This window comes from Solimonas terrae (assembly GCF_011067135.1).
Taxonomy (GTDB): Bacteria; Pseudomonadota; Gammaproteobacteria; order Nevskiales; family Nevskiaceae; genus Solimonas; species Solimonas terrae.
Genome location: NZ_JAAMOW010000009.1, coordinates 59,895 through 73,110, shown reverse-complemented (window position 1 = coordinate 73,110; position 13,216 = coordinate 59,895). Strand labels below are relative to the sequence as shown.

The following is a 13,216-nucleotide window of genomic DNA, read 5'->3' as shown; positions in this document are numbered from 1 at the left end:
CAAGGCGCCCTTACAGCAGCGTCTTGCGCAGGAACGCGGCAATGTCGGCGATCTCCTCGGCACAGACTTCGTGCGCCATCGCGTAGCGGTGCCATTCGACGCGGTAGCCGCGGGCGCTCAGGCCATTGGCGCTGTCCTCGCCCCAGGCATAGGGCACGACCGGGTCCTGGCGGCCGTGGGCGATGAAGATCGGCATCTGCCGGGCGGCCGGCGTGGCTTCGACGTCCAGCACCTCGTGCAGCGGCACGTAGGACGACAGTGCGATCAGTCCGGCGATCGCCTGCGGCAGACGCAGGCCGGTGTGCAGGGTGATCGCACCGCCCTGCGAAAAGCCGGCGAGGATCAGGCGTTCGGGTGCGATACCGGTGTCCAGCTGCTGATCGAGATAGCTGCGCACCCGCCGCTCGGACTCGCGAATGCCGGCGTCGTCCTGGGCATCGCCGGTGCTCAGGCCGACGATGTCATACCAGGCGCGCATCGGCATGCCGCCGTTGAGCGTCACCGGCCGCATCGGCGCGTGCGGAAAGACGAAGCGGATGCCGGCATCGGCCGGCAATCCCAGTTCCGGCACCAGCGGCACGAAGTCGCTGCCGTCGGCGCTCAGACCGTGCAGCCAGACCACGGCCGCGCGTGCCGGCGCAAGGGGTTCGAGGACGATGGCGTCGGCATTGCGGATCATTTTCATGGCGGCGATTGTCGCCGCGCGCGCGCGATTCGCCAACGCCGCGGGCCGGCGGGCGAAGCACGCTAAACTGCGTGCCCCGTCCGGTTGCCGATCATGCCGAAGTCCATTGCCGCGCTCTGTGTTGCCCTGCTGCTGTCCGCCTGCGGACAGACCGGCGCGCTGTATCTGCCCGATCGCGGCAAGCCGCCGGCCAGGCACAAGGACAAGCCCGCCAAGGTCGTGCCGACCGCGCAGCCCGCGACGCCACAGCCAGCCCCGGCGGCCCCGGACCGCAAGGCCGATGCGACGCCGTCGACCGGTGCCGTCGACAGCACTCCGAATCCCGGCGAGAGCTCGCCGCCGTCACCCTGATCCGAACACAGGTTTTGCACTTGGACCACTTCGAATTCCGCCATGGCGAGCTGCACGCCGAAGATGTGCCGGTCTCGCGCATTGCCGAAACGCACGGCACGCCGCTCTACGTCTATTCGCGGGCGACGCTGGAACGCCACTATCGCGCTTTCGACGAGGCGCTGGCCGGGCTCGATCATCTGGTCTGCTACGCGGTCAAGGCCAATTCCAACCTTGCCGTGCTGCAGACGCTGGCGCGGCTCGGCGCCGGCTTCGACATCGTCTCCGGCGGCGAGCTGCAGCGCGTGCTGCGCGCCGGCGGCGACGCCGGCAAGGTGGTGTTCTCCGGCATCGGCAAGAGCGAGGACGAGATCCGTCTCGCGCTCGACGCCGGCATCTACTGCTTCAATGTCGAGTCCGAATACGAACTCGAACTGCTCGATGCGACGGCGCGGCTGATGGGCAAGCGCGCGCGCATCGCGTTTCGCGTCAATCCGGACGTCGACGCCAGGACGCACCCATACATCTCCACGGGTCTGAAGAACAACAAGTTCGGTGTCGACATCGCCACCGCCGAAGCCCTCTACCAGCGGGCGGCGGAAATGGCGGGGATCGAGATCATCGGCATCGCCAACCACATCGGCTCGCAGCTGCTGGACGTCTCGCCGTTCCTCGATGCGCTCGATCGCGTGCTGGCCCTGGTGCAACGTCTGGCCGCGCGCGGCATCACGCTGCGCCATCTCGATGTCGGTGGCGGCCTCGGCGTGCGTTATCACGAGGAAAAGCCGATTGCGCCGCGCGAGTGGGCGACCGCGCTGCGGCCGAAGCTGGACAGCCTGGGCCTGAAGATCCTGACCGAACCGGGCCGCGCGATTGCCGGCAACGCCGGCATCCTCGTCACGCGCGTGCTCGGCATCAAGGGCAACGAGGCCAAGCGCTTCGCGATCGTCGATGCGGCGATGAACGACCTGCTGCGGCCGACGCTCTATCAGGCCTGGATGAACATCGTGCCGGTGATCGAGAGCAGCGACAGCGCGCTGCAGACCTACGATGTCGTCGGGCCGATCTGCGAGTCCGGCGACTGGCTCGGCAGGGATCGTGAACTCGCGATCGCGACCGACGATCTGCTGGCCGTGCGGACCGCCGGTGCCTACGGCTTCACGATGGCGTCCAACTACAACTCGCGACCGCGCGCCGCGGAGGTGATGGTCGATGGCAGCGACGTGCATGTGGTGCGTGCCCGCGAAAGCTTCGACGATCTGGTGCGCGGCGAGCGGCTGCTGCCGTGATGCCGGCTCTGCGCGACCATGAGTGACGGCCCGCACCAGCCGCTGATCCTGATCGACGGTTCGTCGTGGTTGTTCCGCGCGTTCTTCGCGCTGCCGCCGCTGACGAATGCCAGGGGCGAGCCGACCGGTGCCGTGTACGGCATGGGCAACATGCTGCGCAAGCTGCTCAAGGATTACGCGCCCGAGGAGATCGCCGTGATCTTCGATGCGCCGGGCACGAACTTCCGCCACGAGCTGTATGCGGAGTACAAGGCCAACCGCGACGAGACGCCGCAGGAACTGAAGCAGCAGTATCCGGCGATCGTCGAGATGATCGAAGGGCTCGGCCTGCCGGTGATCGCCGTGCCCGATGTCGAGGCCGACGACGTGATCGGCACGTTTGCACAGCAGGCCGCGGCGCGCGGCCAGCACGTGCTGATCGTCACCGGCGACAAGGACATGGCGCAGCTGGTCGGCGGCGGCGTGAAGCTGCTCGACACGATGAAGAACCGCACGCTGGATCGTGACGGCGTGATCGAGCGCTTCGGCGTGCCGCCGGAATGCATCGTCGACTACCTCGCGCTGATGGGCGACAGCGTCGACAACATTCCGGGCGTGCCCAGCGTCGGCCCGAAAACCGCTGCGAAGTGGCTGAACGAGTACGGCTCGCTGGATGGTGTCGTGCAGAACGCCGACGCGATCAAGGGCAAGGTCGGCGAGAAGCTGCGCGCGCATCTGGCGCAGTTGCCGCTGTCGCGACAGCTGGCGACCATCCGCTGCGACGTCGGTCTGCCGATCGCGCTCGAGGCCCTGAAGCCGCAAGCGCCCGATCTCGGCAAGCTCGTCGCGCTTTACACTCGACTCGGCTTCGGGCGCTGGGTCGACGAGTTGCGGCAGCAGCACGGCGAACTGCCGAGGCAGGACGATACCGGGCCGGCACGTGCTGCGCCGGCGACGCCGACGACGGTCACGGAAAAGCCGGCGGTGGCGCCGCCGCCGGATACGGGCGAGCCGACGTTGGTCCTGCCGGCGCCGCCCGATACACCGTCGCCGGCGACGGTCGCGACATTGGTCGTCGACGAAGCGGGCTTTGCGACGATGCTGACCGCGCTGCAGGCCGCCGAGCTGATCTGTGTCGATACCGAAACCGACAGCCTGGATTCGAACCAGGCGAATCTGGTCGGCATCGCCTTCGCGGTCGAAGCCGGGCAAGGCTGGTATGTGCCGCTCGCACACGATTATCTCGGTGCCCCACCACAGCTGCCGCGCGATTGGGTGCTGACGCAGCTCAAGCCGCTGCTCGAGGATGCGGCCAGGCCCAAGCTCGGTCAGCACATCAAGTACGACCTCAATGTCTTCGCCCGGCATGGCGTCAGACTCGCCGGCATTGCCCACGACACGATGCTGCAGAGCTTCGTGCTCGATGCCGCCGGCAATCGCCACGACATGGACACGCTGGCCGAGAAATACCTGGGCCACAAGACGGTCTCGTTCACCGACATCGCCGGCAAGGGCAAGAACCAGCTGACCTTCAACCAGATCGCGCTCGACGCTGCCGCAGACTATTCGGCCGAGGATGCGGACATCACCCTGCGGCTGCACCAGACTCTGTACCCGTGCCTGGGCGCCATGCCGGCGCTGCACAAGGTCTACCAGACGATCGAAATGCCGCTGGTGCCGGTGCTCGCGGAAATCGAGCAGACCGGCGTCAAGATCGACGTGCCGCTGCTCGGCAAGATTTCGCTGGAGCTCGCGGAGCGCATGACGGCCTTGCAGCGCGAGGCGTTCACCGAAGCCGGCACCGAATTCAATCTCGGTTCGCCGAAGCAGCTCGGCCAGATTCTCTACGAACAGCTCAAGCTGCCGGTGCTCGGCAAGACACCGAAAGGTGAACCGTCGACCGCCGAGGACGTGCTCGAAAGTCTGGCCGCCGAGCACCGCCTGCCGCGTCTGATCCTCGACTGGCGCGCCTTGCAGAAGCTGCGCTCGACCTACACCGAGCAACTGCCGCTCGCGGTCAATCCGAAAACCGGCCGTATCCACACCTCCTACCATCAGGCGGGCGCGGCGACCGGCCGAATGTCGTCGTCCGATCCGAACCTGCAGAACATTCCGGTGCGCAATGCCGAGGGTCGGCGCATCCGCCAGGCGTTCATCGCCGAGCCCGGCAATGCGCTGGTGTCGATCGACTACTCGCAGATCGAGCTGCGCCTGATGGCGCATTTCTCCGGCGACGCGCGCCTGCAGGCGGCGTTTCGCGACGGACTCGATATTCACCAGGCAACGGCGGCCGAGGTCTTCGGCCTGCCGCTGGACGACGTGCCGGCCGAACGGCGCCGCGCCGCCAAGGCGATCAACTTCGGTTTGATCTACGGCATGTCGGCCTTCGGTCTCGCCCGTCAGCTCGGTATTCCGCGCGGCGAGGCGCAGGACTACATCGAGCGCTTCTTCGGCCGCTATCCGGGCGTCAAGCACTTCATGGACACGACCCGCATCCATGCCCGCGAAACCGGCTATGTCGAGACGCTGTTCGGTCGTCGCCTGTATCTGCCGAACATCGCCGCCAGCAATCAGGCGCAGCGGCAGTACGCGGAGCGCACGGCGATCAACGCGCCCCTGCAGGGCACGGCCGCCGATCTGATCAAGCTGGCGATGGTCGACGTCGCCCGGTTCCTGAATCGGCGCGCGCCGGATGTGCGCATGATCATGCAGGTGCACGACGAACTGGTCTTCGAAGGGCCGGAATCCAGGTTGCGCGAGCTGGCGCCGGTCATCGCCGGCCGCATGGTGCGGATTTCCCGTCTGCAGGTGCCGCTGGTGGCGGATTTCGGCTTCGGTTCCGAGTGGGATTCGGCCCATTCCGGGTCCGGTCACGCAAGCAGCGGAACTTGAACGGAATTTAGTTCGAAATCGGCGATCTGACCAGAAAGTCAGGTTCTGCAACTATTTGATTTCAAACGTTCAGTTTGGCGATATGCGGCGCCGCAAAAATATTTTGCGGACGCCATTGAACTTCAATTCGACAGCCGCATCTAATCCTTCGAGTGGCGATATCTCCCTGTCCCACTCCCCGCCTCCACTCCCTGGGCGGGTCCGGCAACCCCCAATAGCCGGAAAGCGTGGCCCGGTGACTTCCCCCCAAGTCACCGGGCTTTTTTATGTGCGGCGCGTCTTGCCGGGATCCGCCATCGCGACGACATGACTTTCGCGATGCAGGCGTTGAACTTTGCGCCGCCGGCCGCATCTAATCCTTCGAGTGGCGATATCTCCCTGTTGCCCACTCCCCGCCTCCCTCCCTGGGCGGGTCCGGCACTCCCCCAAGCCGGAAAGCGTGGCCCGATGACTTCCCCCCAAGTCATCGGGTTTTTTATTGCACGATCGAAATGCGCCGCGCGTCGCTCAGGACAGCGACAACTCACCGTCGGTGGCCGTCGGCTTGCCGCGCCGCAGACGCCGGGCCAGCCAGGCTTCGATGTTGTCGACGATCTCGTAGACGACCGGCACGACCAGCAGACTGAGGACCGTCGAGGTCAGCAGGCCGCCGATCACCGCGACCGCCATCGGCGTGCGGAAGCCGGCGTCGGTCTTGCTGATGTTCAGGGCCATCGGCAGCATGCCCGCGATCATCGCCACCGTGGTCATCACGATCGGCCGCGCGCGCTTGTGACAGGCGTCGATGATCGCGTCGGTGCGCGACAGGCCGCGCTGGTCACGCGCGGTGATCGCGTATTCGACGAGCAGGATCGAGTTCTTGCTGACGATGCCGATCAGCATCAGCAGGCCGATCAGCGAGGCCAGCGACAGATTCATGCCGAAGATCACCAGGCCGCCGAGCGCGCCGCCGGCCGCCAGCGGCAGCGCCGTCAGGACCGTGAACGGCTGTGCGAAGTCGTGGAACAGCAGCACCATGACGGCGTAGACGCAGAAGATGCCGGTCAGCATCGCGATCGCGAAATTGCCGAACAGGTCGTTCATGAATTCGACGTCGCCGCCTTCGCCGCGCCGCACCTGCGGCGGCAGGTGCTTCATCGACGGCAGCGCCTCGATCAGCTTGTTGACCTCGCCGAGCGGACGGCCCTGCAGATTCACGGTCAGCGTCACATTGCGCGCGCGATCGTAGCGATCGATCTGCGCCGGGCCACCTTCGACCTGCACGCTCGCGACATTGCCCAGCGGCACCGGCCCGTGCATCGACGCGACGCGCAGGTCGCGGATCGTGTCGATGTCGGTTCGCGAGCGGGGATCGAGCAGGGTGCGGATATAGAGCTGGCGCTCGGGCAGGTTGAGCTTCGGCAGGATCACGTCGTAGTCGCCGCTGGTGGCGATGCGCACGGCATCGCCGATCGCCTCGGCCGTCACGCCCAGTTCGGCGGCGCGTGCGAAGTCCGGTCGGATCACCAGTTCCGGACGCAGCAGGTTGGCCGACGAGGTTGCGCCGCCGAGTCCGGGAATCGTGCGGATCTCGCGCAGCACCTTGTTGGCGGTGGCCTGCAGCATCAAGGGATCTTCGCTGGTCAGCTGCACGGTCAGCTGCTGGCCGTTGCCGTTGCCGCCGACCGTCGTGCGCACGCCCGGAAGCTTGTGCAGCTGATCGCCGATCTCGTTCTCGACCTGCTGCTGCGTACGCTTGCGCTGGTTCTGCGGCGTCAACGGAATCAGCAGCGTGAACACCGTGACGTTGCCGCCGCTGGAAACGCTGCTGCCGGCCGTCACGCCGTTGCCGATGATCGTGTAGACGTGCTCGATCTCGGGAATCTTGCGCAGCAGCTCGTAGGCCTGCTGGTTCAGTGCCAGCGTCTCCTTCAGCGTCGAACCGGGCGGCGCTTCGAGGGTGACCAGCGACAGCGCCGAGTCGTCGGCATTGAGAAAGGTCGACGGCAGCAGCGTCGCCAGCCACAGCGACATGAAGAAGAACAGGGCCGCGCCGGTACTGGTCAGCCATGGATGACGCAGGCAGGTGCGCACGGCGCGCAGGTAGCGCTGCATCAGCCAACCGTCCGTCTGATCCGCGTGACCCTTGCCGAGGCCGGCTGCGCTGAGCATGTAGGCAGCCATCATCGGCGTCAGCAGTCGCGCGACGACCAGCGAAGCAAGGATCGCGATCGCCGCGGTCCAGCCGAACTGCTTGAACACCAGCCCGGAGATGCCGGGCATCAGCGCCACCGGCAGGAATACCGACACCAGCGTCAGCGAGGTCGCGATCACGGCGAGGCCGATCTCGTCGGCGGCTTCCAGTGCGGCCTGTTTCGGCGTCTTGCCCATGCGCAGGTGACGCATGATGTTTTCGACTTCGACGATCGCATCGTCGACCAGAATGCCGATCACCAGCGTCAGCGCCAGCAGCGTGATCGTGTTGAGCGTGAAACCGGCCCAGTGAATGAAGGCGAAGGTCGGCAGGATCGACAGTGGCAGCGCGACCGCCGAGATCAGCGTCGCACGCCAGTCACGCAGGAAGATCCAGACCACGAGCACGGCGAGGATCGCGCCTTCGAGCAGCGCCTGCATCGACGCGCGATACGAGTGCTCGATCGGCCCCACTGTCGTGTAGATCTTCTGGAAATGCACATGCGGATATTTCGTGCCGAGCTGCTCGACCTCCCTGGCGATTGCGGTCGCGACTTCGGCTTCCGCCGAACCGTTGGCGCGATAGGCGCGGAACGAGATCACCGGCTTGCCGTCGAGTGTCGCGGCCTGGCGTGGCTCGGCGACGGTGTCGTGCACGGTCGCGATCTGTTCGAGACGGATGCGGCGGCCGTCGGCAAGCGGGAAGCTGAAATGCGCCAGGTCCTGCGCCGTCTGCACGGTACCGATCGTGCGCACCGCCTGTTCAAGGCCGCCAAGGTCGCCGCGTCCGCCCGGTGCTTCCTGCTGCATGCTGCCGAGCTGTCGCGAGACTTCGCCGGCGGTGACGCCGTAGGCCTGCAGCTTGACCGGATCGAGTTCGACGCGAACCTCGCGTGACACGCCGCCGAAGCGCGACACCTTGCCGACGCCAAGGATCGGCATGATGGCCTTGCTGACGATGTTGTCGACGAACCACGACAGGTCCATCTCGTCCATGTTGTCGGCGCTGACCGCATAGGTCGCGATCGAACTGCCGTTGGTGGTGACGCGTTGCACGGTCGGTTCGAGGATGTCGGCAGGAAGCGCCGAACGCACGCCGGTCACGGCATCGCGCACATCGTCCAGTGCTTCCTGGATGTTCTTGCCGATCTCGAATTCGATGAAGGTGTTCGAGTCGCCGTCGGACACGCTCGACGTGACGTGGCGCGCGCCGGGAATGTTGGCGGTGGCGTCTTCGATCTTGCGCGTGACTTCGGTTTCCAGCTGCGAGGGCGTCGCACCCGGCAGCTGCACGTCGACGACGATGCCGGGAAAGTCGAAGTCCGGCATTTTCGCGATCTGCAGCGCGCGGAAGCCGACCAGACCGGCGACGGTCGCCAGGAAGAACAGCAGGATCGCCGGCGTCGGTCGGTGGATCGACCAGGCCGAGAAATTGATGTTCATGGCGTCTCCACGCTGATCAGGTCGCCGTCGCCGATGAAGCTGCCGCCGGCCTTGACGATCTTCGTCTGCGGCGTCAGATCGCCGCTGACCGCGATCGCGTCGCCGTTGCGCGCGCCGGTCGTCACCTTCAGCTGATGGACGAGGTGCTTGTCGTCGACCGTCATCACATAGCTGTGGCCGTCGCGCAGCACGATGGCCGACTCCGGCAGGCTCAGCACCGACTGCGTTCCGAGCTCGAAGCCGCCTTCGACGAACTGGCCGGCGGTCAGGCCGGCATCCTTGGGCAGATCGACATAGACGAGCGCATCGCGCGTCTGCAGATCGACCGTCGGCGCGAGCTGGCGGATCGTGCCCGCGATGGGCGCCCCGTCGCCCGGCCGGCGCAGGTCGGCGCGCATGCCCGGCTTCAGCAGGCCGAGTTGGTCGCCCGGCACCTCGGCGCGCCATTCGAGACGCTGGCCGCGAATCAGGCGGAACAGTTCGGTGCCGGCGGCGACCACGGTGCCGACCGTCGCGGTACGCGACGAGATCACGCCGTCATCCGGCGCCACGACGTGCGCGTAGCGCAACTGCAGGCTTGCGACGTCGCTTTGTGCACGCGCCAGCTTGAGCTGCGCGGCCGCCGTTGCGGCAGCCGTGCGGTACTGCAGGATGTCCTGCTGGCTGATCGAACCGGTCTGGTCGAGCAGTGCCGCGCGCCGCGCGTCGGCATCCGCCTTGGCAAGATTGGCTTCGGCCTGCGCGACCGCGGCCTGCTGCTGCGCGACCTGCGCGCTCAGCGTCGCCGGATCGAGGCGTGCGAGCTCGTCACCCTTCTTGACGACATCGCCGACGTTGACCTTGACCTCGAGCAGGCGCGCACCGCCGACTTCGGCGCCGACCACCGCTTCCTGCCAGGCCTGCACATTGCCGCTGGCCGGCAGGCGTTGCGGCCACTCGCCGGGCTGCGGCGAGACGACCTCGACCGACATCACCGGCTTGGCTTCGGCAGCTGCCGCTTCCTTCTTCCTGCAGCCGCCGAGTGCGGCGAGCAGGGCCAGCGACAGCACGGCGAACGGAACGGTCTGGCGACGGGGACGGGAAAAGACCAGGCTCATGCGCCGGCTCCTGCTTGCGATGTCGGTGCCGCGGCGTGATCGCCGGGCGCGGAAGGTGATGAGGGGGGCGTCGCCGTCGCGTCGTTCCAGCCGCCGCCGGCGGCCTTGTACAAGGCGATCCACGATTCGCTGATTTCGAGCTGCACGGCGGCCAGCGATTCGCGGCTGGCGAGCGCGAGGCGACGGCTGTCCTCGAGTTCGAGCAGCGAGGTTTCGCCGAGCTTGTAACGGTTCTCCTGCGAGTCGAGCAGGATCGTGTAGTTGCGCTCGGCTTCGCGCGCGGCATTGGCGCGCCGCACCGAGGCGTCGACGCGGGTCAGCGCGTCTTCGACTTCCTGCACGGCGACCAGCACCTTGCCGTGATACTGCGCCAGCGCCTGATCGTATTGTGCGTACGCGGTCTCGACGCGCGCATGGCCGGCGCCGCCGTCGAACACCGGCAGGCTGAACGACGGACCCCAGGACCAGCTGCGCACGTTGCCGTCGGCATGCACGAGATGATTGATGCCGATCGAGCCGCTGAGGCTGAAGGCCGGCAGGCGGCTGGCGACCGCGACGCCGATGCCGGCGCTGGCCGCGGCCAGGCTGCGTTCCGCCGACTGCAGATCCGGGCGTTGCGACAGGATCACCGCCGGTACCGACGGCACCGCCGGGTCCTGCGGCATCGGAATGCCGGAGTGCACCGCGACCTTGGCCTCATCGGCGGCCGGTGCCGGGACCGGCGCGCTGGCCGTCAGCCGGGCTTCGAGCTGCGCGGCCGGAATGCTGCTGAGCTGTGCGAGGCGGTTGAGATCCTGCTGACAGATGCCTTCCTGCGCGATCAGCTGGTTCTCGCTGTCGTAGCTGCCGGCGCGCGCCTGGGCCTCGTCCGCCGGTGAAACGAATCCGGCCTTGAGTTTGAGCGTCGTCAGGCGCTCGGTTTCGCGGCGTGACTGCAGGGTGTCGCGATACAGCAGCAGCAGGCGCTCGCAATAGCGGCGTTCGACATAGGCATCGGCGACTTCGGCGGCAAGCGAGACGCGCGCCTCGTTCCAGTCCGCCTGTGCAGCCTGCAGCCGCGCGTGGCTGGCCTCGAGATCGCGACGCGCCCCGCCGAACAGATCGAGCTCCCAGCTTGCATCGAGTGCGCCGTTGACCAGCGTGAACGGTGGCGATTTGGTGCCGGACGTGTCACCGGCGCCCGAGCTGCGCGTCAGAGACGCATCGGCGTTCACGCTGGGCAGCAGGCCGCCGCGTGCCGCGATGACCCCGGCGCGGGCTGCGCGCACGGAGGCGATCGCCGCGTCGATGCTCGGATGGTGGGCCTCGGCCGAATCGACGAGTTCGCTGAGCAGCGGGTCGTCGAACTGGCGCCACCACTGCGCCAGCGAGGCCAGCGAACCGTCGTGCGGCAGGCGCGCGTGCCAGTTGAGCGGCACCGCCGCTGCGTCGGCCGCCGGCGCGCGGTAGTCGGGGCCGACGGCGCAGGCGGCGCACAGCGACAGCGCGGCGGTAGCCAGCAGGCGCGGCCCGGTACGGATGCGGGAGGTCATGAGCACGAGTTTTCGGAGCGTGAGTGATTAGATGCGGCAACCGCAGAATTGGATGCCTCGATGACGAGCACAAGCGATGCCGTTTTCGGGTCTCCAGAATAATTTTTGTAAATCATGGACTTGCCTGTTCTGTCCGGGCATCCCGACAGACCGGCGTGGCGAATCCCGCCACCGTTTTGCGGATTTGCACATCACTTGAGGAAACGTGTCAGGGCGATGGACGATCCGCGCGCCAGCCTGCCCGCGGCGCCGGCGGCTGGCAATGCGGATGATTCCCCAGCGACGACGCCGGACCGGCGTCAGGGCGTTCCGGCGATCGTCGCACTCAAGCACGACGCGAGCGTGTTGCGCGCGTCGTCGAGGCCTTGCTTGGAGGTCGACGAGAACAGTTGCGCCTCCACGTTCGGCAAGCCGGCGAGCGCTTTCCGGACCTGCAGCAGGGCGGTCTTGGCGGCGCCGAAACGGAGCTTGTCGGCCTTGGTCAGCAGCACCAGGCAGCGCAGGCCGCGATGCGCGGCCCACTCCAGCATCTGCACGTCGAAGTCGGTGAGCGGGTGGCGGATGTCCATGATCTGCACGATCGCACGCAGGTTGGCGCGCCCCTGCAGATAGTCGCCGATCAGACTGCCCCAGGCCTGGCTGACATCCTTCGGCACCTTGGCGAAGCCGTAACCGGGCAGATCGACGAAGCGACCGTTCGGCACATTGAACATGTTGATCAGCTGCGTGCGGCCCGGCGTCTTGCTGACGCGCGCCAGCTGTTTCTGGCCGCACAGCGCATTCATCGCGCTCGACTTGCCGGCATTGGAGCGTCCGGCGAACGCGATCTCCGGCAGACCGTCGGCCGGCAATTGCGTGATCCTGGCGCAGGACATCAGAAACGCGGCGCCGACGAACGGGTTCGGTGCGCCGCGATCACCCTGCGTGGAGCTGCCGTTTTTTTGCGAGACGGACATCGAAGGCCAAGGCATCGGAATGGCGCGAGCATAACGTGCATGGGCCGAGCGCATCGGTGCGGCAGCGTGAAATCCATCTCGCGGAACCTGTAGAATCGGCCGACTTTTGTTTTGTCCACTCATCGCGGCTAGCGGCGCCACGCCGGCTACGCACGCGAATCGCTTTCGGGAGTTTGTCGCATGAAGCGCGTTTTGCTGGCTGCCGTTCTGTGCGTGTCCGCCCCCATGCTGGCAATGGCCGCGGAAGGGACCAACCAAGATCCGTTCACGCAGGGCAGCGTCGAGGCGGGTTCCGCCAAGTCGGCGGCCTGCACCGCCTGCCACGGTCCTGGCGGCAACAGCGCCAATCCCGAATGGCCGAAGCTGGCCGGGCAGAGCGCGCGCTACATCAGCGAGCAGCTGCATCGCTTCAAGGCCGGCGAGCGCCAGAACCCGCTGATGCAGCCGCAGGCGGCTGCGCTGTCGGACGAGGACATCGCCAATCTGGCGGCCTACTTCGCGGCCCAGCCACCGGCTCCCGGCGTCGGCAGCGCCGATGCGATTCCGGTCGCGCAGAAGCTGTTCCGCTCCGGTGACGCCGCGCGCGGCCTGCCGGCCTGCGCCGCTTGCCACGGCCCGACCGGCGCCGGTGTTTCGCCGGCCGCATTTCCGCGTATCGGCGGACAGCATTCGGTTTATGTCGCGAATCATCTCAAGGCCTATCGCGAGGCCAGCAAGGGCGAACTGAAGGACGGGAACTACAAGATCATGGCGACGGTCGCAGGCAAGCTCAGCGATGAAGAAATCGCTGCGCTCGCCTCATACGTCAACGGTCTGCAGTAAGACCCTCCAGCGGGGACAT

General features: G+C 66.9%; 9 protein-coding genes. 4 read left to right on the top strand and 5 right to left on the bottom strand.

All coding sequences use genetic code 11. The features are described 5' to 3' along the window. Positions 1 to 10 precede the first annotated feature (10 nt). Positions 11 to 685, bottom strand: coding sequence for an alpha/beta hydrolase (locus G7Y85_RS16700; RefSeq protein ID WP_166259956.1), 675 nt, complete (start codon positions 683 to 685; stop codon positions 11 to 13). A 93-nt stretch (positions 686 to 778) separates the two neighbouring features. Here G7Y85_RS16700 and lptM point away from each other — a divergent pair, with 93 nt between their 5' ends. Genes lptM through polA form a run of 3 tightly spaced genes read left to right on the top strand, consistent with a single transcriptional unit; the run spans position 779 to position 5,175 of the window. Then, positions 779 to 1,036 carry an LPS translocon maturation chaperone LptM gene (gene lptM, locus G7Y85_RS16695; protein ID WP_166259953.1) on the top strand — a complete coding sequence of 86 codons (258 nt, stop codon included), beginning with the start codon at positions 779 to 781 and terminating at the stop codon, positions 1,034 to 1,036. Between the two features lie 20 nt (positions 1,037 to 1,056). Beyond that, the gene (gene lysA / locus G7Y85_RS16690) at positions 1,057 to 2,304 is read left to right on the top strand and encodes a diaminopimelate decarboxylase (RefSeq protein ID WP_166259950.1); all 1,248 of its coding nucleotides are present in this window, start codon (positions 1,057 to 1,059) and stop codon (positions 2,302 to 2,304) included. A gap of 18 nt (positions 2,305 to 2,322) precedes the next feature. Continuing rightward, on the top strand, positions 2,323 to 5,175 hold the full coding sequence (polA, locus tag G7Y85_RS16685; protein ID WP_166259947.1) for a DNA polymerase I: 2,853 nt from the start codon (positions 2,323 to 2,325) through the stop codon (positions 5,173 to 5,175). Between the two features lie 507 nt (positions 5,176 to 5,682). Here the strand turns inward: polA and G7Y85_RS16680 are convergent. From G7Y85_RS16680 to yihA, 4 genes are all read right to left on the bottom strand, one after another. After that, positions 5,683 to 8,790 carry an efflux RND transporter permease subunit gene (locus G7Y85_RS16680; RefSeq protein WP_194241228.1) on the bottom strand — a complete coding sequence of 1,036 codons (3,108 nt, stop codon included), beginning with the start codon at positions 8,788 to 8,790 and terminating at the stop codon, positions 5,683 to 5,685. Then, entirely contained in the window at positions 8,787 to 9,887 is a 1,101-nt protein-coding gene (locus tag G7Y85_RS16675) for an efflux RND transporter periplasmic adaptor subunit (protein WP_166259944.1), read from the bottom strand. Before G7Y85_RS16675 ends, G7Y85_RS16680 begins: the two co-directional genes overlap by 4 nt. Then, the gene (locus tag G7Y85_RS16670) at positions 9,884 to 11,419 is read right to left on the bottom strand and encodes an efflux transporter outer membrane subunit (protein WP_166259941.1); all 1,536 of its coding nucleotides are present in this window, start codon (positions 11,417 to 11,419) and stop codon (positions 9,884 to 9,886) included. The genes G7Y85_RS16675 and G7Y85_RS16670 overlap by 4 nt, the downstream gene beginning before the upstream one ends. A gap of 299 nt (positions 11,420 to 11,718) precedes the next feature. Beyond that, positions 11,719 to 12,375 carry a ribosome biogenesis GTP-binding protein YihA/YsxC gene (gene yihA / locus G7Y85_RS16665; RefSeq protein ID WP_241696244.1) on the bottom strand — a complete coding sequence of 219 codons (657 nt, stop codon included), beginning with the start codon at positions 12,373 to 12,375 and terminating at the stop codon, positions 11,719 to 11,721. Positions 12,376 to 12,555: 180 nt separating this feature from the next. On the opposite strand from yihA, the gene G7Y85_RS16660 reads away from it, so the two are divergent. Continuing rightward, on the top strand, positions 12,556 to 13,197 hold the full coding sequence (locus G7Y85_RS16660; protein ID WP_166259935.1) for a c-type cytochrome: 642 nt from the start codon (positions 12,556 to 12,558) through the stop codon (positions 13,195 to 13,197). Positions 13,198 to 13,216 lie beyond the last annotated feature (19 nt).